The organism is Psychrobacter sp. TB15 (genome assembly GCF_000511655.1).
Classification (GTDB): domain Bacteria; phylum Pseudomonadota; class Gammaproteobacteria; order Pseudomonadales; family Moraxellaceae; genus Psychrobacter; species Psychrobacter submarinus.
The window spans coordinates 105647-125322 of record NZ_AYXN01000043.1 but is presented as its reverse complement, the minus strand read 5'-3'; the positions used below and the strand labels follow the sequence as shown (position 1 = coordinate 125322).

At 43.8% G+C, this 19676-nt stretch carries 17 protein-coding genes; 6 read left to right on the top strand and 11 right to left on the bottom strand.

Going from position 1 to position 19676, the window contains the following annotated elements; genetic code table 11:
- Positions 1-233 precede the first annotated feature (233 nt).
- The 3 genes from W234_RS0113410 to queC all read right to left on the bottom strand — a co-directional run bounded on the left by W234_RS0113410 (position 234) and on the right by queC (position 2358).
- Entirely contained in the window at positions 234-734 is a 501-nt protein-coding gene (locus W234_RS0113410) for a peroxiredoxin (protein WP_025647397.1), read from the bottom strand.
- A 229-nt stretch (positions 735-963) separates the two neighbouring features.
- A complete protein-coding gene (locus W234_RS0113405; RefSeq protein WP_025647395.1) occupies positions 964-1293 on the bottom strand; it encodes a hypothetical protein in 330 nt (109 codons plus the stop codon).
- Positions 1294-1578: 285 nt separating this feature from the next.
- Positions 1579-2358 carry a 7-cyano-7-deazaguanine synthase QueC gene (gene queC, locus W234_RS0113400; protein ID WP_025647393.1) on the bottom strand — a complete coding sequence of 260 codons (780 nt, stop codon included), beginning with the start codon at positions 2356-2358 and terminating at the stop codon, positions 1579-1581.
- Positions 2359-2635: 277 nt separating this feature from the next.
- Between queC and ttcA the strand changes: the two genes are divergently transcribed.
- A complete protein-coding gene (ttcA, locus tag W234_RS0113395) occupies positions 2636-3763 on the top strand; it encodes a tRNA 2-thiocytidine(32) synthetase TtcA (protein WP_025647390.1) in 1128 nt (375 codons plus the stop codon).
- 133 nt (positions 3764-3896) lie between these two features.
- Here ttcA and W234_RS0113390 read toward each other — a convergent pair whose 3' ends face one another.
- From W234_RS0113390 to ccoN, 6 genes are all read right to left on the bottom strand, one after another.
- Positions 3897-4484, bottom strand: coding sequence for a FixH family protein (locus W234_RS0113390; RefSeq protein ID WP_025647388.1), 588 nt, complete (start codon positions 4482-4484; stop codon positions 3897-3899).
- Positions 4485-4634: 150 nt separating this feature from the next.
- The gene (gene ccoG / locus W234_RS0113385) at positions 4635-6047 is read right to left on the bottom strand and encodes a cytochrome c oxidase accessory protein CcoG (protein ID WP_037059950.1); all 1413 of its coding nucleotides are present in this window, start codon (positions 6045-6047) and stop codon (positions 4635-4637) included.
- Between the two features lie 306 nt (positions 6048-6353).
- Positions 6354-7454 (bottom strand): cytochrome-c oxidase, cbb3-type subunit III, encoded by a 1101-nt coding sequence (ccoP, locus tag W234_RS0113380; RefSeq protein ID WP_025647385.1) that lies wholly within the window; start codon positions 7452-7454, stop codon positions 6354-6356.
- Positions 7454-7633, bottom strand: a complete 180-nt coding sequence (locus tag W234_RS0113375) for a CcoQ/FixQ family Cbb3-type cytochrome c oxidase assembly chaperone (protein WP_025647383.1) — start codon at positions 7631-7633, stop codon at positions 7454-7456. The genes ccoP and W234_RS0113375 overlap by 1 nt, the downstream gene beginning before the upstream one ends.
- Positions 7633-8271: a cytochrome-c oxidase, cbb3-type subunit II gene (gene ccoO / locus W234_RS0113370; protein ID WP_025647381.1), complete on the bottom strand. Its 639-nt coding sequence runs from the start codon at positions 8269-8271 to the stop codon at positions 7633-7635. The genes W234_RS0113375 and ccoO overlap by 1 nt, the downstream gene beginning before the upstream one ends.
- 9 nt (positions 8272-8280) lie before the next feature.
- Positions 8281-9762, bottom strand: a complete 1482-nt coding sequence (gene ccoN / locus W234_RS0113365) for a cytochrome-c oxidase, cbb3-type subunit I (protein WP_025647380.1) — start codon at positions 9760-9762, stop codon at positions 8281-8283.
- A gap of 1128 nt (positions 9763-10890) precedes the next feature.
- Here ccoN and W234_RS0113360 point away from each other — a divergent pair.
- Positions 10891-11280, top strand: a complete 390-nt coding sequence (locus W234_RS0113360) for an alkyl sulfatase C-terminal domain-containing protein (RefSeq protein WP_025647379.1) — start codon at positions 10891-10893, stop codon at positions 11278-11280.
- Positions 11281-11463: 183 nt separating this feature from the next.
- Here the strand turns inward: W234_RS0113360 and W234_RS0113355 are convergent, their stop codons facing one another.
- The gene (locus W234_RS0113355; protein WP_025647378.1) at positions 11464-12432 is read right to left on the bottom strand and encodes a hypothetical protein; all 969 of its coding nucleotides are present in this window, start codon (positions 12430-12432) and stop codon (positions 11464-11466) included.
- A 574-nt stretch (positions 12433-13006) separates the two neighbouring features.
- Here W234_RS0113355 and W234_RS0113345 point away from each other — a divergent pair.
- From W234_RS0113345 to W234_RS0113335, 3 genes are all read left to right on the top strand, one after another.
- On the top strand, positions 13007-14245 hold the full coding sequence (locus W234_RS0113345) for a lipoprotein-releasing ABC transporter permease subunit (RefSeq protein WP_025647377.1): 1239 nt from the start codon (positions 13007-13009) through the stop codon (positions 14243-14245).
- A 151-nt stretch (positions 14246-14396) separates the two neighbouring features.
- On the top strand, positions 14397-15077 hold the full coding sequence (gene lolD, locus W234_RS0113340) for a lipoprotein-releasing ABC transporter ATP-binding protein LolD (RefSeq protein WP_025647375.1): 681 nt from the start codon (positions 14397-14399) through the stop codon (positions 15075-15077).
- Between the two features lie 190 nt (positions 15078-15267).
- Positions 15268-15573 (top strand): hypothetical protein, encoded by a 306-nt coding sequence (locus tag W234_RS0113335; protein WP_025647373.1) that lies wholly within the window; start codon positions 15268-15270, stop codon positions 15571-15573.
- Positions 15574-15595: 22 nt separating this feature from the next.
- Here W234_RS0113335 and W234_RS0113330 read toward each other — a convergent pair whose 3' ends face one another.
- Positions 15596-16171: a DUF2062 domain-containing protein gene (locus W234_RS0113330; RefSeq protein ID WP_025647371.1), complete on the bottom strand. Its 576-nt coding sequence runs from the start codon at positions 16169-16171 to the stop codon at positions 15596-15598.
- A gap of 327 nt (positions 16172-16498) precedes the next feature.
- Between W234_RS0113330 and W234_RS0113325 the strand changes: the two genes are divergently transcribed.
- Positions 16499-19609 carry a ComEC/Rec2 family competence protein gene (locus W234_RS0113325; protein ID WP_227501915.1) on the top strand — a complete coding sequence of 1037 codons (3111 nt, stop codon included), beginning with the start codon at positions 16499-16501 and terminating at the stop codon, positions 19607-19609.
- Positions 19610-19676: the final 67 nt, after the last annotated feature.

The following is a 19676-nucleotide window of genomic DNA, read 5'->3' as shown; positions in this document are numbered from 1 at the left end:
TATCAATACTGACTCTGTTCTTTCAGCTGCCTTTAGAAATGCCTATAGCTGTCACTTGATGACTGATACTCTATGTTCATCCGCTAGGGTAAGATAATCTGTACCAAAGCGCAGCAGGATAAGCGTAGCGAGCTGTTGCAAAAATGTTGAGTTACCAATATTTAGTTATTAACGATTAGTTACCGAAGGCAGGCTAGTGTACGCCTTCGACTAAAAGTTATTTTAAAGATTTATTATTGAGGGGCTAACAGAGACAAGACACGCTCGGCATAGCCTTTGGCACGCAGGTTGCGCTGAGCATGAGTGAGCGTGCCTTCGCTATTAAATATAAAAGCGGAGCGCACCAGACCGATGGTTTTTTTGCCATACATGTTTTTTTCTTTGATGACCTCAAAATATTGGCAGAGCTTCTCATCGCTATCACTAATTAGCGGGATTTGTAAGTCGTATTTTTCAATAAATTTTTTGTGCGATTCGGCGCTGTCACGAGAGACGCCAATGATATCGTAGCCCAAATCATCGAAATCGTGCAGATGGGCGGTGAAGTCAGTGGCTTGAGTGGTACAGCCAGGCGTATTGTCTTTAGGGTAGAAATAGAGGATTAGGCCTTTTTGTCTGTTCGCTACTAGCTGTTGTAAGCTGATATCCTCTTCAATGAAGTTTCCGTCTAGTAGGCGCACGAGCGTCACTGGAAAATCAGGTAAGGCGATGTTTTCGGTCGTTGGCTTAGCCATAATAAGTTCCTTTTCAGTTGAGATTGGCAAACATTAATGGTAATCATCAAGGCTCAGTTTTGCACTTTGTGCGTTCGTTGGCAACTCATCCACAAAAAAAGACTGACAACCGCCAGTCTTATCTTATGTTTTATATGAATTTAATAGGATAGAGTCAATATAATAAAAGCTTTGACAAAGCTGTCGTTGCTATCATTACTGTATACCGATACGGGTCAAAATGGCTGTATTAAGAGGGTTTTTGTGGCTGCTTTAAGTCTAAACCTTCAGTACATTGCTGTAAGTCTCGCTGCATTTTTTTCACGTAAGGTAAGCTAGAAGGGTCTTTTTTGTCTTGCGCGTAGCTCTCAATTTCCCACATTTGACCGATGGTCATGTTACTACGCACATTAATAGTGCAGTTACACAGCTTAGAGGCGGTATTTCTATCGGCAACTTTGTATTTAACCGCGCCACTAATACATTGATTGATATTATCTTTTTTAATGTCAGTAGCGTTTGCTTGCGGCATTGCGAACGCGGCAGCTAAGGCTAGGGGGAGTAATGGCAATAACTTCATAAATATCCTCTTGCAGGTAGTGTCAATTTTTGACTCTGGTATTCAATGTGATTTTATAATCAATAGACAGCTGGATCACTGATATGTGAGTGACTGAATCATTGGTGATATCTCATGTAACCTATATTATATGTAATCTATTCAATTGGCAAAAATGATTGTCCATACCATAGCAAGTATGGTGATAAAAATACAATGGCGACGTGCTGTGTTAATGCAAACGAATGTTTCGCTAATGTTGATTGACGCCACCGGTTCAGGCCACATTCATCAAGCCTATCTTGCTTAGCCTGCTTGATAGTGAGTAGGGTCAGTGACGCCAGCTTGAGCAAAGCCTTGGCGACGTAGCGCACAGCTGTCACAAACGCCGCAAGCAAGTCCGTTCACATCTGCACGGTAGCAAGAAATCGTTTGTCCATAATCAACGCCCAATGATAGACCAAGCTCAATAGTTTGAGCTTTGGACAGCTTTTGTAGTGGGGTTTGGATAGACAAGCGATGACCGGTAACGCCCGCTTTTGTCGCCAGATTGGCCATGTGCTCAAATGCTTCGATATACTCTGGACGGCAATCGGGATAGCCAGAGTAATCGACTGAGCTGACCCCAATGACGATATGATTGGCATCAGTCACTTCAGCGACGGCTAGAGCATAAGACAAAAAGATTGTATTACGTGCAGGCACATAAGTATTAGGGATAGCATCGTTATCGATTTCATCGTGCTTTTTATTAGGGAATTTGTCGGTATCGCCGTCTGGTACGATCATGCTGTGATCGGTGAGTGATGAGCCACCAAGCTGGGCGATATCAATGTCGATAATTCTGTGGTTGACGCCTGCTGTCTCAGCAATGCGCTTTGCTGCGACAAGCTCACTATTATGACGTTGCCCATAGTCAAAGCTGACCGCTGTCACCGAGGCATAGCGTGCCTTTGCCCAATACAAACACGTCACCGAATCGAGACCACCTGATAAAAGCACCACGGCATTTTGGTTTTTGTGAAGAGTATCGTTGCTGTTGGACGCTTGATTCATTGAGGGATTCTGCAAAGTAACGTTAGTCATAGTAGTATCTATTATTGGTTTACAAAAACGCCATTTTAGCAAAAATACGGTTATTACAGAACCATGAAGCGATCAATCACGTGTCACAAAGGCGACAAAGCCATATCCAATAATATCCTGATAAAATACAGTCTGTATTACTGTCATCTTTTCAATCTGTTAGCATTATTTGTTATAATCGCAGCTTTTAAAGCAGCGACCATCTCGCATCATTGACGGTGCTTTATAGCAAATCGCTTTATAGTAAAATCATCCTTATAAAGATATTGAGTAACTTATGACCACAGCAACCTTGTTTACGCCAGACAACCCTTCTCAGACCAACGATGTGTCTGATGATATGTCTAATGAAGCAGGCTTTAATCGTTATAGTATAGAGGCCGATGCTGAAGAGGATAGTAATGAGGATAGGGCTGCTGACTCACAAGCACCGACTGAATCAGCGCACTTTCGTAAGCTACAAAAAAAGCTACGCCGGCAAGTGTCTGCAGCGATTCAAGATTTTAATATGATTGAGGACGGCGATGTAGTCATGGTCTGTGTCTCAGGCGGCAAGGACAGCTATACTTTGCTCGATATTTTACTGCTGCTAAAACGTGTGGCGCCGATTCATTTTGATGTTGTGGCAGTCAATTTGGATCAAAAGCAGCCAGGCTACCCAGAGGAGGTGTTGCCTAATTATCTAAATGAGCAAGGAATAGCGCATTATATCTTAGAAAAAGACACGTATAGTATTGTCAAAAGCGTAGTACCAGAAGGCAAGACTTACTGTTCAGCGTGCTCACGCTTACGTCGCGGCTCGCTTTATGGCTTTGCCAAACAAATCGGCGCGACCAAAATCGCTCTAGGTCATCACCGCGATGATATGCTAGCGACTTTCTTTTTGAATCTCTTTCATGGCGGCGCACTAAAGTCTATGCCGCCCAAGCTTCTTAGTGATGACAAGCAAAATGTTTTGATCCGGCCACTGGCTTACGTGCAAGAAAAAGACATCATCGACTATGCGGCGCTAAAGGAGTTCCCGATTATTCCTTGCAATCTATGCGGCAGCCAAACCAACCTGCAACGCGCTATTATCAACGATATGCTACGCGAATGGGATGATGCTCATCCGCAGCGCTTGGCTTCTATTTTTAAAGCCATGCAAAACGTTGCGCCGTCACAATTAGCCGATCGCGAGCTATTCGATTTTGAAACGTTGGCCAGTGAGCGCGATGATAGCGAGCGCTTATTTGAAGGCGATAACATTCAAGTCGGGCAGCAAAGCAGTCTTGATGAGATAGGCTTGCCGACTGAGCCCAAAAAACAAGCTTTTAGCGCTAGCAGCCCAGATAAAGAGTATTCGATAGCGACAAATAAAAGCCAGCAAAGCACAAAGATTCCTACCATTAATCCAGTATTATAATTTGAATAAACGGTGGTTAACTTAATAGTATTTATAAACAAGTTAGCCCTTATAAACAAGCTAGCATTCATAAAAAAGCCAGCTAACCGTTCAAGTTAGCTGGCTTTTGCTTTAAGGATTTTAATAAGTTCTATTAGGAAGTTTTTTCAAACACCGGTAGCGGATCGAAGCTGACCTCCTCCGCACGCGGCAGTTTTGCCACATCTTGCATACGCCAATCATTATTGCCTTCGTTACTGACTTGTAGATAGTATTTGGCTTTTAAAGGGTCAATGTCCGCTTGCGCGGTATATTTATTAGCGCCTTGATGCTCTAATACCACATCACGATCTTTTTTGATGTCCGTGGCATGAGAGATGGACAAGTTCAGAGTATCAGGATAAGTGACTGGCTCACCGTTCAATAAGGTGCCTGATTGTAGACTCTGCTCGGGATAATTCAAATAAAAAACGATCTCGCCTGTGTCAGAGAACTGCATTTGACCATGCAAATCTAAATCGTAAGTGAGCTTATCACGTGAGACATCGTGATACAGCGTCTTGCCATCCATGTACCAGTCATCACGTACTACGCTATCACGGATTTGATAGGAGTAATACACAAAGAAAATACAAGCCACTACCACAAACGCCGGTAGACCAATAACAAAAATAACCACCATGTAATTCTTGTACCATGGCTGGCTATCTTGATGTTTAAAGTTCGATGAGGAAGTAGACATAAAATACCTATTAATAAAATAGCGTTTAATACATAGATAAATGTCCTATATAAGATAATAGCCACTTATCGAATATAAGACATGCAGTAAATTTAAGCAAAAGATCAGCGCTATGTGAATCATCTTACTGGAAGCGCTGACCCTTATTGGCTACAACTGACCTTGTGTGGTAAAGACATTGTCTTTACTGACTTTATATTGACCATCTTCGCTCTCAACATGCAGCGTCACAGGCGTTTGTCCTGGTTCGACAATTTCTGGGTCCCCATAAATGCTAACGGGCATATCAAAGCTTTCACCAGGCGCTAAAGGAACATCATTGAAGCGTAGCTGCAAACTCAAACCGTCTTCAGGCTCTAAAGTAATCTTGTAAGTATGCTCATCCTGCGTTTTATTGATGAGTTTGACCACGTAGCTGTTTTCAATCATACCTTGCTGATTTAAGGACGACAGCTGGTTGCGGTCGCGGCGTATATCGATCTCTAGTGGCACCCGATCGGTTAGCGCAAAGATTAGACCGCCGCACAGTATCGTCAGCAATGCCAGATAAGCAAATAGGCGCGGACGCAGTACACGGCTCGGCTCTTTCTCGGCCAATTGACGCTCGGTTGTATAACGAATCAGCCCGCGTGGATAGCCAACTTTGTCCATAATCTCATTACAAGCATCAATACAGGCGGCGCACTGAATACAAGCAACTTGCAGACCATCACGGATGTCGATACCGGTAGGGCAGACCTGCACACACATCTGACACTCGATACAATCGCCTAAATCATCAGGATTGGTGCCTTTTTTACGCGCGCCGCGTGGCTCACCACGCTCATAATCGTAAGAGACAATAAGCGTGTCTTTATCAAACATGACGCTTTGGAAGCGGCCATAAGGACAAATATGTACACACATCTGCTCACGCATATAACCGGCATTGGCATAAGTGGCAAAGGTAAAAATAAATACCGATACCCATATCCATGTTGGCCAATCAGGGAAGGGGATAAACCCTATTGTCTGCCAGCTTTGATAAATAAACTCAGTACCTGAGACATAACTGACAAAAGTAGTCGCGGTAATCAAAGAAAAGACAAACCAGATAAAGTAAATCAGCGAGCGCTTAATGATCTTTTTTGGGCCCATTGGCGACTTATCGAACTTGATACGCTTGTTACGATCACCGATCACCCATTTTTCGACATGCTGATATAGATGTGTCCAAATCGTTTGTGGGCAAGCATAACCGCACCACACTCGGCCGGCATAGACCGTCACCATAAATAGCGTAAAGGCAGCAATGATGGCAAATATAGCAATAAAATAAAAATCTTGCGTCAAAAATGTCATCCCAAAGATGTAGTAGTGCTGCGAGGGTACATCAAACCAAATAGCTTGCCTGCCGTCATAACGTAGCCATGGTAATAACAAAAACAACGCCAAAAAGAAATACATACTAATGACGCGGATATTTTGATAAAAACCAGTAACAAAGCGAGGATGCACTCGATGTTTAGTCGCATCGAGGTCTATTTGTTGTACAGGGATCTTATTGGGTTGTGGAGCTGACATAAACTTGCCTCTTTTTAAAAAAAGAATCAATTCGCAGTCTGATTAGACGCTATAGAAAATGTTGTCATAATCATGTTGTTATAACCTAAAATAAACACTAAGCTTTAGAAACGACTATTTTAACATTTCCCCTAATATAAATGGGGGTATAAGCGCAAATAGCAATATCGGTAGCACTATAACCTAAAGATATTCAAAGCGCTTGAGTCATAAAAACGAGTGGACTGCTAACTAAAAAAGGAGAACTGCATTAACAGTCCTCCTTTAGTAAAATGCTATTATTTCTAAACTTGCGTTATGATTGGCTTAATTATTGCTCGTGTTAGGAGTAGATCTATCCGAAAGCGAGTAAACATACGCGGCTAGAAGCATAATACGCTCGTTTCCTAACTTAGTTTCCCACTCAGGCATCACACCGGCACGGCCATAACGAAGCGTCTCACGTACGGTCTCACGATCACCGCCATATAACCAAATATCATCGGTTAAGTTTGGCGCGCCAGTAGAGATCATACCTTTACCCTCTGGACCGTGACAAAGCACACAGTTGGTCGGCTCTTTAAATATACTTTCGCCCTGAGCGACTAAAGTTTGATCCAGCTCACCGTTGCTGGCACCGCCTTTGCGAGGGGAGAGTGATAGTACATACTCAGCTACCGAACGAATACCCTCTTCACCAAGTTGATCACGCCATGCTGTCATACCACCCACGCGGCCTTTATGTAGGGTCGTCAAGATGTTTTCAGGCGCGCCGCCATACAACCAATCATTATCAGTTAGGTTAGGGTAACCTGTCGCGCCTTTGGCATTAGAACCATGACAGACCGCGCAGTTTTGTAAGAATAAGCGACTACCGACTTTTAACGCATTCGGATCTTGCGATAGCTTCTCAACCGCAGGCGCAAGCGCAGCGATTCTATCATCAATCTGAGTTTGCAGATCTGCAGGTGGCTCTTCACTACGACGCAGTGTCGTCTGTAAGCTGTTAAGCTCGTCCAAGACGGCTGTCGCATCACTCGCACCAGCTTTTGCTAAGATGCTTTGCTCAAAGTTATCAGTGAAGATCTTATCGTTAGCTTCAAGCTCACTATACAGCTCGTTTTCTGAGGTCCATGGCACCGTTTCGCCATCAACTTCAACGGTAGCTATACCGTTCCAGTTTGTTGGTTGGATAGCTGGAAAGAATATCCAGTAAGCCACGCCCCAAATAATTGAACCAAAAAATATCACTAACCACCATTTTGGTAGCGGTTTATCATATTCTCGAATACCATCGTAACTGTGTCCAGTAGTACCGTCTTCTTCGACATCAGGCTTATATTTGAGCACAAATAATAAGACGCCAAGAATACCGGCCCAACAAGCGATACTGAGTATGGTAATCCAAGAACTCCAAAAGAATGTCATCATTTATCCTTATTGCGCTGCTCGTCAGACGAATCATCACGGATATCGTCATCGAGCGCAAGTTGTGCATCTTCTTCGAAGCGTTTTTTGTTTTTTGGCGAATAAGCCCACCAAGCAACACCTATAAAGGCGATGAAGGCAGCAACAGTTGCAAATGTTTGTAATTCACCAATACCCATTAGCGCTGTCCTTCCATCGCTGTACCTAGTTGCTGTAAATAAGCGACTAGAGCATCAAGTTCTGTAGCACCAAGTACGAGATCAGGAGCGCCTTCGATATCTTCTTCAGTGTAAGGAACCCCAAAGCGATCACGGAATAAGCGCATTTTGGCTTGTACCTTGACTCCGTCCACTTCGTTAGTGGCAAGCCACGGGAAACCTGGCATAACAGACTCAGGTACTAGCGACCGAGGATCAATCAAATGCTGCTTTTGCCAGTCTTCTGAATAGCGACCACCAACCCGTGCTAGATCAGGACCAGTACGTTTCGAACCCCAAAGAAAAGGGTGATCCCACGTCGATTCTGCCGCACGAGAGTAGGGGCCATAACGCTCAACTTCAGCCCGTAGAGGGCGAACCATTTGCGTGTGGCAAACGTGACAGCCTTCACGGATGTAAATGTCGCGGCCTTCAAACTCAAGCGCTGTCCAAGGCTCCATTGCAGGAAGCGGCGTATTGACCCCGCCATCCTCTGGATTCTTGTTATCGTATATTAGCGGCACAATTTCGACTAGCGTTGCAAAGCTAATAGCGATAACGATAAAGATGACCAACAAGCCTGTATTTTTTTCAATAATTTCATGCGGTGTACCAGCCATGATCGCTCCTTATACTTTAGCTGTCGAAGTTTGGTCAACACTAGGTTCATGATCCGTTGGGTCAGCGATATCGACAGGCTTTCCTTCAGGCATCTTAATAGTACGATAGACGTTATAGGCCATCACAAACATACCCGATACATATAATAGACCACCAAATGCACGGCCGATATAAGGGAAGTGTGAGAACTCAACCGTATCGACAAAGCTGTATACCAAAGTACCATCAGGGTTAGTCGCAAGCCACATCATGCCTTGGCCAATACCTGAGATCCACATAGATACGATGTAGAAAATTGTTCCAGCAGTTGCCAGCCAAAAGTGCGTGGTGATCAGACTGACAGAATACATTTTGGGTTTATTATAGATACGCGGTAGCATGACATATATCGAACCAATAGTAATCAAACCAACCCAGCCCAGTGCCCCTGAGTGAACGTGACCTACCGTCCAGTCCGTGTTATGTGAGAGCGCGTTGACTGTCTTAATAGACATCATTGGCCCCTCAAACGTCGACATCGCGTAGAACGATAAAGCGACAATCATAAAGCGAATAATCGGGTCAGTACGTAGCTTATCCCAACTGCCAGACAAGGTAAGAACACCGTTAATCATACCGCCCCAAGAAGGTGCGAATAGGATGATAGAGAACACCATAGCTAGCGACTGTGTCCAATCGGGTAGCGCTGAGTAATGCAAATGGTGACCACCGGCCCACATATATGAAGCAATCAACGCCCAAAAATGCACGATAGACAGACGATAAGAGTAGATCGGACGACCAATCTGTACCGGAACGAAGTAATACATCATCCCAAGGAATGCTGCCGTCAGATAAAAACCAACCGCGTTATGTCCATACCACCACTGCACCATCGCATCGGTCGCACCGCCAAACAGCGAGTATGATTTAAACGCACTAACAGGAATGGCCATGCTATTGACGATATGCAACAAGGCAATCGTAATGATAAAGGCAGCAAAGAACCAGTTAGCGACATAGATATGTGAGGTTTTGCGTTTGATAAGCGTGCCAAAGAATACGATAGCATAGGATACCCATACTAAAGCAATCAAGATATCGATCGGCCACTCAAGCTCAGCGTACTCTTTACTTGACGTCAAACCTAGAGGAAGGGTAATAACGGCAGCAACGATAACCGCTTGCCAACCCCAAAAGGTAAACCAAGCTAAATACGGGGCGAACAATCGAGTCTTACAGGTACGCTGTACGATGTAATAAGAGGTTGCGAACAGGGCACAGCCACCGAACGCAAAGATAACCGCGTTAGTATGCAGTGGTCTTAGACGACTAAATGTCAGCCATGGAATGTCAAAGTTAAGTGCTGGCCACGCCAATTGTGAGGCAATGAAAACACCGAGACTCATGCCGACGATGCCCCAGATGACAGCCATAATCGTAAAGAATCTTACGATAGTGATCTCATACTCGCGGTCTATAGGGGCGACTGCTGTGTTTTGTAAACTCATTGGATGATTCCTTTACAGCCTAAATTATCAACAGAATTAACTAAAGCTTTGCGGTATCCAAAAGATAGCAAGGTTAAGAGGCGATGCTATCTTTTGGATAGGGATTGCGGCGCATGCTACTGTCAGGCGTATCTATCACTGTAACGAGGTATTAACTAGTGAGCCAAACTCTTGCTATCTCAGCGTTGACTGAGCGGAAAAATAGCCATAAAGGCCAATAATACTATTGAGCAAAGTAAGGATGATTAATATATCGTTAAAGTTAATAAATCTTGTCATACTCAGACCGTAATTATTCAATTAAATGACTAATTTGGGTTACTAAGTCTGATTATTCAGTTTAGTCGCTAATATTAACTACTAAAATCAGTGGTTAGTTCAATGATTAACTTAGTAGTTATCGTAGTGAGTATCTAAGTATTAAGCTACAGTAACTGGGCTCGTAAATATCGACTAGATAACGATTGACCGAGTATAGACTGAAATATAAGTGGATCTTCATCCCTCTTATAAGCTAATGAAAAGTAGATATATGCTAGCGACTGCTGACAAAAAACACGCTCAGGTAACGTTTAGTTAAAACTCCCGACTCTGTTTAAGGGTATTGTAACGCAATCTTAATCAAATATCATCAAGCTGTTGCCCCAAAATACAAACTCTTTGGTAAATAATTTATCGGACAACTTATCTTAATGGGCTCTTGAAGCACAAAATAGCGGCGCGACCTCAGTACTGTTTAAGTCTATTAAGCGCATACTGGCGCTGTTATATTTGCATGGGTAAAATAGCGTTAAGTGTTGAAGGTATCTGGTTTTTGACTGATGCCACAAGTAAGACCTGCTAAATAAAAGCTAAGCTATCAATTTTGTAACTATTTGGTCATTAACCATGAGATTGGGTTTTACTTCTAGTCAAACTCACCCTTATAATAAAGGCGTATAAATAGTTTTATGACAATAACTACCACTCAATATACTTGTGTAGACGCTGTTTATATCAATGTCTATGTTTATAGATTCGATGCGTAGCTTGGGGTCAAATCAGTAAGATGACCTCTATGTCTATTAGCACCGATGATAAGATAAATATAATAAGTATCAATAATAAGTATTCACTAAGGATAAGAATATGGCGGTTTTTTTAACGGATAACTGGTTTGAAGAAGTAGAAAAAATGGGCAATGAAGCCGGTGAGCTCAACCTTCCTCCTGCCCTAGAGAACATGGTAATTAACCTAAAAGTCACAGACGGCGATGAGGTGATAGAAAGTCATTTCGCTAATGGCTTATTGCATAAAGGTTTGAATGCTGAGGCAACGACAACTTTGCTGCTAGACCGTAATACTTTGCAGTCAATCATCACGGACTTCGATATGAATGAGATTATGGGTGCCTTTATGAGTGGTAAAATTCGCGTCGAAGGCGATATGTCGCAATTGATGGCGCTACAAACCGCTCGTCCAAGCGATGAGCAAAAAGCACTGTTTAAAGATATCAAGTCAATGACGACGTTGGCTTAGTTTTTAGCGTGGTTTTTAGCGTGTGCTACGCGCTAAAGGGTGTTAAGCGTTATGAGTAATACGTTGCAACTATAGCTCTTTAAAGTCGAAGCCCCTGACAATATTAATCTTTGAAAGTATAAGTTAAAAAAACCCCAAACGTCATGTTTGGGGTTTTTTTATGAAGCATTATTAACGGCGTTTTTAGCTGGCTGATTTTGCTTGTTCGTGCTGATTTTCTTTATAGATCGCTGCTTGTAGCCAGATATTTGCTTGCACATAGTCGTGTACTGCAATTGCTTTTGTCTCATCGGTCTCACAAGCACCAATACGAACCACAAAAGGATCGGCGTCTTGTTCACGCAGGATCACAACATCAAACAAGATAATAGGCTTACCATGAAAGACAGTTTGCTGCTTGCCTAGCACTTGCCCTTGACACCAAGCTTCATCTTCTTGACCTAAAGTGTCGCCGAATAAATAGGCGCACATATGACCTAGATTAATCTCTACGGGTGCCATCTGCTCTTTTGTCTCAGGCTGCCACTCTGCGATTTGCTGCTGCAGATCGTCAGGTACTTTGCCGTCGTTAGCGGCGACGATATCGTTAAAAGCGCGATGGTAGCGAATGGCTTCCTCGTCTTCGACTTTAATCACCTCGTTTTGTTCGCTAATTGAGATCTCATGCGCCCAAGCACTAAAGTTTATAAAGTATGAGGTGCCTTGCTGGTATTGGTGACGGTTGGCAGTATAGAGTTGATCAAACGCATAAATGATACTGCCATCACCGCTACGTAAACGCAGTACGGCATCGTGCGAGTTGTCATTGGCAATAATACGCTCGATTTTGCAGTTCAATCCATAGGGGCTATCGACGCACGGGTAGGCGTTAATGAAGCGTTCTGGTCGACCCTCTTTCATAGCTAAAACTTGATTGATATGGCAGGGCTGATCTTCAGACAATAAGAGACAGCTGTCTGAGGCGCTCACATTGCTATTAAGGCCTTTTGGGATAGCTGCATGCTCAATCATTTGCTGTAACCATTCGGGCACATCCTGACTCATATCATCAGTCAATATACGCCAATGATCAGCATGACCAGCAGTCTGTTCGTCGAATAAGGTGATTTTGGTAGGGGCTTGTACGTTTTGATACTGATAATTAATGGTCATGAAAATACTCAAACTTAAAACAGTGATAAGGTTGGATGGTGAGCGCTAAGTATTATGTCATGCATCCAAGCGCATAGAGCACGATATGTTGATATCAATAATATTTATATTATAGTTAAGCGATGCTGGCTGCAATGTCGTCACGCTATCCGTTATATCACAATGATGGGTTAATGACATTTGTCTTTAGCATACAATATATAGGTATGATGGCAAACAATAGCAAGCCCCTGCCAAAAAATAATCATAAACCAAGCGGTTTTGCCAAAAAACCCCATTAGTTTATGCTAATCATTGGCACATATTCATAAAATTGTGTCAAACTATCCCCTTTTTTTGGCAGTCTTATTACTCTATCAGGGTGTTGATGGAGTAAATACCCAGCAGATCTGTCTAGAACCCTATTTATATGCCTGTTTATTTGGTTACAAAGCTTTATTCGTCCTATTCGCCTTATTTGTGTAAGACTGCGGTCACGATAGAGATTTGTGTAAGACTGCGGTCACGATAGAGATTTGTGTAAGGCTGCGGTCACGATAGAGAAGCGCATATAAATAAGATAAAGAGTTTGACTATGTTTCGTCCTTTAGCATTATTTATTGGCTTGCGTTATACCCGAGCTGAGCGCAGTAACCGCTTTATCTCCTTTATATCTTTGATCTCCATGATAGGTTTGACCTTGGGAGTAGCTGTCCTGATCACGGTACTATCAGTGATGAATGGCTTCGATCGAGAGCTAAAAACCCGCATACTCGGTATGGTGCCGCAAGCTACCGTTACCTCATCTGAGGTGATTAGTGATTGGCAGCCATTAGCTGATCGTATCAAGGCTGAAGATCCAGAAGTGGCAGCAGTGGCCCCCTTTATCCAGCTACAAGGTATGCTAACAGCGAACGGTCAAGTCGCGGGTATTATGGTCACGGGTATCGAGCCTGAGTATGAGAAAAACGTCTCCATTATTAATAATCATATGATGGAGGGGGATATTGATACCCTACAAAGCGGTGATTTCAATATCGTTTTGGGTGAGGAGATGGTGCAATCGCTCGGTCTGAGTATCGGTGATAAAGTCACTTTGGTGCTACCAGAGGCTTCGCCATCACCAGCCGGCGTTATACCTAGGTTTAAACGCTTTACTTTGACGGGTATCTTTAATATTAGCCCAGACGTCAATACTTTAGCTGCCTTTATACCGATGAATGATGCAGCAAAGCTATTACGACTACCGGATGGCGCGCAAGGTATTCGCTTGAAGCTTGATGATATCTTCCAAGCGCCCACAGCCGCGCAAAAGGCGGCTAGCATAGCGCCGCCTCAGCTGTATCCTAGTGACTGGACCCAAACCCATGGCAACTTGTTTGGCGCGATCCAAATGGAAAAAGCGATGGTCGGCTTATTGCTGTTTTTGATTATTTTAGTAGCGGCTTTTAACATCGTTTCAAGCTTAGTGATGCTAGTAACAGACAAAAAAGCCGATATCGCTATCTTAAAAACCTTTGGCGCGTCGCCGCGGCTGATTACGCAAGTATTTATGGTGCAAGGCGTAGTAATTGGCGTTATTGGTACAGTCGCTGGGACCATACTAGGGGTGATATTTGCACTGACGGTTAGCGATATCTTGGGCTTTATCAATCAAGCTTTTGGTCTGCATTTATTCGATGCTTATTTTGTCAATTATCTGCCTTCACAGCTACGTATAGTCGATGTGGTATTGATTACTGGTGCTTCGTTTATCCTGAGCTTCTTAGCGACTATTTATCCGGCGCGCCGAGCAGCTAAGATTCAGCCAGCCCAAACATTGCGCTATGAGTAATCGCGGCAGTATGCAACTGTAACAGGATTGTCGATTGTCTAGATTATAGTTTGATTTAAATACAAATAATGATACAAACCGGACGCTATATTAGCCTAGACATCAGTGTCGATATAGAAGCGGTAAGCTATTAAAGAATAAAGGAAGCGCTATGTCAGTTATTTTGAAGGCAAGCAATATTAACAAAATCTATGATGATGGAGCGGTACACACCCAAGTACTCACGGGTCTGGATCTCAATATCAGCGCCGGCGAGCGTGTGGCTATCGTCGGTACTAGTGGTTCGGGTAAAAGCACTTTGTTGCACTTATTAGGCGGCTTGGATACGCCCACTAGCGGTGAGGTGTGGCTACATGGTCAGCGTCTTAACGATATGAATGAGACAGAGCGCGGTGCGATGCGTAATCAGTATCTGGGCTTTATTTATCAGTTCCATCATCTGTTAGCTGAGTTTACCGCTATCGAAAATGTCGCTATGCCGCTACTGATGCGCCCAAAAATATCGACTACTGAGGCGCGTCAGCAAGCGATTGAAATCTTAGAAAACGTAGGCTTAGGTCATCGTTTAGAGCATCGGCCTGGCGAGCTATCTGGCGGCGAGCGTCAGCGGGTAGCGATTGCTCGTGCACTGGTAACTAAGCCATCGCTGATTTTGGCCGATGAGCCGACGGGTAACTTAGATTATGATAATGCGCAAAGCGTGTTTGGGTTGTTATCAGAGCTGCAAAGCACAATGAAAACCGCGCTGCTTATGGTGACTCATGATCGCAGCTTAGCCGCGCTTGCCGATCGTCAGCTGTTATTGCGTAATGGTCATTGGGAAGACTATTAAGGTGCTCGTTTATTAAGTTATTAATTTACTAAGTCATTAAGTTGCTAAGTTGCTCGTTTACTAAGTTATTAGGTCATATCGAAGCAACTTAGCCGCCAGAAAAGCTACGATAGCAATAAATAGTCGCTGTTGTTTTTAACATCAATCGATAGTATCGTTTTGCTATTATTTACTTTTGAGGAGTGACATTATGGATAAGGGAGATGACCCAATTGCTGCTTTTGGTAGTGCAGAAGAGGGAGATGAGCCTTTACTGCCTTATATCGATGTTCAAGCATTTGAGCAAGTCGATAGAGAGGCACAAAAAGAGCAATTGGCTGCCATTTTTGATGCGATTACTTTAGCGGGGGTGGATTATTATTTAGAAGTACAGCAAACGCCGACAGCTAAGCAATATACCTTAACCAAAAATGACAAGGCCGTCACCACGCAGGTAATGGATAATAATTTTAAAGATAATATCCTCGAGGCATTGGACGAGCATCAAAACAATTAGCATGATTTAAAGCATTAGTACATCAAGGTTTAGGCGTCTTGTCGGTTCGCAGGCGTTGACGCTTCTGCCAACTGCTGACAGTCTTATAACGCCAAATGCCTTTGAAGGCTAAGCCGCAGATAATACTACTAACAATAGCTAAGATAGTCAGACCAAGACAAAACGCAGTAATCGATACTGCACCTTTATAAGTGATAAAAGGATTGGCACCGTCCGACAATACCCATAGACTAAAATCAGCAATCATCCTACCAATCAGCCGTAAGCTAATCATCGGCACATCAATAATCTTTGCGCCAATATAATAGCCTGTGTAAAAGATGGGCAGCGTCGTCAGCGGGTTAGTAATCCAAGTCAGACCCAGCGCCATAGGCACATTTGCGCGAAAAATAAGCGCACCGATTAAGGCCAGTAGCATCTGGCCCGGTAGCGGAAAAAAAGCGCTAAGCACGCCGATATACACCGCTTTATTTAAGCTGTGGCGATTGAACTGCCATAATCTAGGGTCGCCTAAATGCGGCGCAAAGAACTTTAAGCTGCGGCTTTGTAAGATTTGTTCAGGAGTAGGAAGTAGGTTCTTCAGACGTTTTTTTGACACATGCCTGCCTTTAGTCGTTAATTACAGCCCGCTGCTAAAAAATAAGCCAATCGGTAGGCAATTACGTTTTAAGTCAAAAGTATATCATTATTAATAGTGCTATGATGAGGGGATAGCGACTGAAAGCTTATGAATAAGCTGTTGATAAGTGTTTTTACAGCGATACTTTATTACAAATTTTTTATTATAGCGATTTGGTTATAAAATAGTATAAGGTAATCGTAATAAAGGCACAAATGCTATGGTCAGCGCCAAGCTTAGATAGCGAACCGCTATTGCATTGGCTCTATGCTTAATCCTAGCATAAATTCACATTAGCGAGCGAGGATGTCAATGTATTGGGGAGTTGGCGCGCTAATAATAAGTGTGATGGCAGCTGTATTGACCAAAGCTGCGACTATACCCTTGCCGCAGAGCTTCGCTTTCTTAGATACTAGTCACTATCTGCTTTTACCTAGTCTACTTATCATCATTACGATTCTACTCATCTTATTAAATCAGCGTCTAAGCTTACCTTCATCAGATACTTCTGTTAACAGTTCCCCAAAACTATCTTCAAAATCAGCCTCATCAACTGCTCGTATATTTAGCTTGCTTCAACCGCTGCGCTATCTAATTGTAGCAATCTTGGCACTAGCCTTAATCGTTGGTAGCTTGCTACAAGCGCTTACTGCTCACCAGCAGTTAGAGCGTACCAAGATAACAGCGTCCGAGCGCGTGCAAGCCTGGGTGACCATTGAAGGCATCAGTGATAGCGTGTACGACGCGACGATGAATAGCGGCTATCGGCAGGTCGCGACTTTAAGCGAGATAGTGCCGTTAACCGACGATCTTAGTGCTGAACAGTTGGCTAAAAAAAGCGTTGAGAGTAAGGCGGATGATATCCTGCAGTCAGGTGGCGCATCATCGAATCAGCGGGTACTGCTAAGTTTATATCCCAATAAAGCCAATGATACTGCTAGTGTCGCTAGGTTAAATCGCTTACAGCCGGGCGAGCGCATATTGATGAGCTTAACGCTCGCGCCATTAGTCAGCTCCGAGCAAGCGCTCAATAACCCAACTGGCTTTGATAGCTATCGCTGGCTACGTGCCCGTCACATCGATGGGACTGCGACGATTATCGCGCTCAGCTCAGCTGCTACTAGCTATTCGAATCAGTCGACGAGTGCCGCTAGTACTGTTAGTGATTCGGCCTCTAGTTGGTCGCGGCTGCGTAACACTATTGATAACTGGCGTTTGCAGCTACGTCAGCACTTTTATCAAGACTGGTCTACTAAAAGTGCTGTGAAACAACAAGCAGATGCAGTGACGTTGAGTTTGCTGACCGGCGATCGCAGCTTAATCAATCGCGAAACCAAAGATCTGTATCAGCTTGCTGGCATCTCGCATCTATTAGCGATCTCAGGGACCCATGTGCTGTTTTTGGCGATTATATTAGCTGCTATGGTAGTGATGCTGGTCGAGCGCTTTTATCCGGCACTTTATCGCCTGCTGCCGCGCTGGCAAGTACGCTGGTGGGTGATGATAGCTTCCGCTTTTATTTATGCCTTATTTACCGGCTTTGATGTGCCAGCGGCGCGCACCGCTTGGATGTTATTAGCGATAGGCTTAGTACGTCTGACATTAGTGCCGGTCAGTACTCTGCAGGTATTGTTAGCTCTAGCTATCCTAATGGCTTGGCTAGATCCGTATGTGTTATGGCAAGCCGGCTATTGGCTGTCGTTTATTGCTGTTGCGCTACTGCTGAGCTATGAGGATAAGCTGACAAATCAGACTTCGGCCGCGACTAGCTCCTCGTCCTCCGTTATGGCAGCTCAGTCAGTTAAGATCGGCTATAGCTCCAATAGATTAACTGATATGCACAGTAAAGGTTGGCTATTATTTAAGCGTCTCTTTAGATTACAGTTTTGGTTATTTATAGCGCTACTCCCCATTACTTTATTACTGTTTGGCAAGGCATCGTTATGGGGTCTTGTCATTAACCTATTTGCCATTGGCTTATTCGGATGGATTATTGTACCGCTGAATCTTTTAGCAGGTTTGTGCTATTTAATCTTACCAAGCAGTGCTGATGGCATTTGGGCAGTAGTCAGTGCCATTGTCTATCACTTACATCAATTAATCGAGTGGCTGACGACGCTGCCTGTGCTAGGTAGCGCTTGGTTATACACCCCCGTTAACTTCGCTATGTTACTAATGGCAGCACTCATGCTTTTGCCTTGGCTATTACCGCGAGGGCTTATAAGTCGCTGGGTGTCCTTAGTACCGCTGACGCTTTTATCGATGACAATCTATAGTAATCAGCAGTCTTTCTTGCAGACGCCAACGCTTTATATACTACCGACAGGCGATCGTTACATAACAGCGGCGGTATTGCTTTATCCCGCTGATAAAAACCAAGCCGAGCAAAACGATGCTAATAAAAAATCATTAGATCAAGATAAGATAAGTTGGCTGTTTTTGGCCGATCATAGAGCGCAAGGCAAGCGCACTAGGCCAAGTACGCTGAGCGCTGAAAGATTAGCGGAGCAGCTAGAGCAGCAACTACGTACGCTAGCGATTAAAAGTCTAGACGGTATTGTTGTCCAAAGCAGCATGGTCCAAAGCAGCGCGGCCCCTATGACGACTCAAATGTCTTCTACATCGGCAGCAAGTAGTCGTCAGTTAGCTTCGCAAGAATCATCTTTGTTACCTTTGAGCGTAACACTATTAAGCCAGCAGCTACCGACAGCGCAGTATTGGCAGGCAGGTCGCCATGAGCGACTGCAAGCGCGACAAAGCGTAGCAACAACAACTGACGATAACCGGGTTATCAGCGCGCAAGACTGTCAGCAAGGTAAGCAGTGGCAAGCGCCAAACGGTCAATTAAGACTACTAGCGCTCACTGGTTGGAATGAGATTGATGACGCTAGCATTTGGGATTGTAGTCTAGCTATCGTCAGTCAATCGCCGATTACCGTTGTGCATTATAATGCTAGCAACCCTCAGCAGCCTATTAAAGCGAGCGTGCAGATGCTTGCCAATGATAAAGCCTTATCTGATTTGTCTGGTTTGTCTGATTTGTCTGGGACTGCTGGGAATAATAGGATTTCCAATAATGCTATTTCAAGAAATACTGTTTCGAACAATACTGAATTTAATGATGCTGTTTTAAATAGTACGGTTTTAAATAGTACTGAAACTGAAGACACCGCTTTATCACGACTCATTCTCGATGTCGCCACCCATAAGCGCAGTTGGCAACTGTGGTCACTATTATGCGCCGCTGAGCCTTTAGCCTTTAATATGAGCCAAGCAGATTTTAGTGCAACAACTTGGCTTAGTCATAGTCGCTCTGCGGTAACGGCACCGATATTAATAGCGCAGCAGACTAAGCAAGTACTGACTTATGATGAGCAGCCCTTGGAGGTGGCGCTAGTAATTGAGGCTAGTAACTGAGGCTAGTAACTGAGGCTCATGAATGACTATAGTCAAGAGCTAGTGAATAGTTAGGACGTGTTGAACA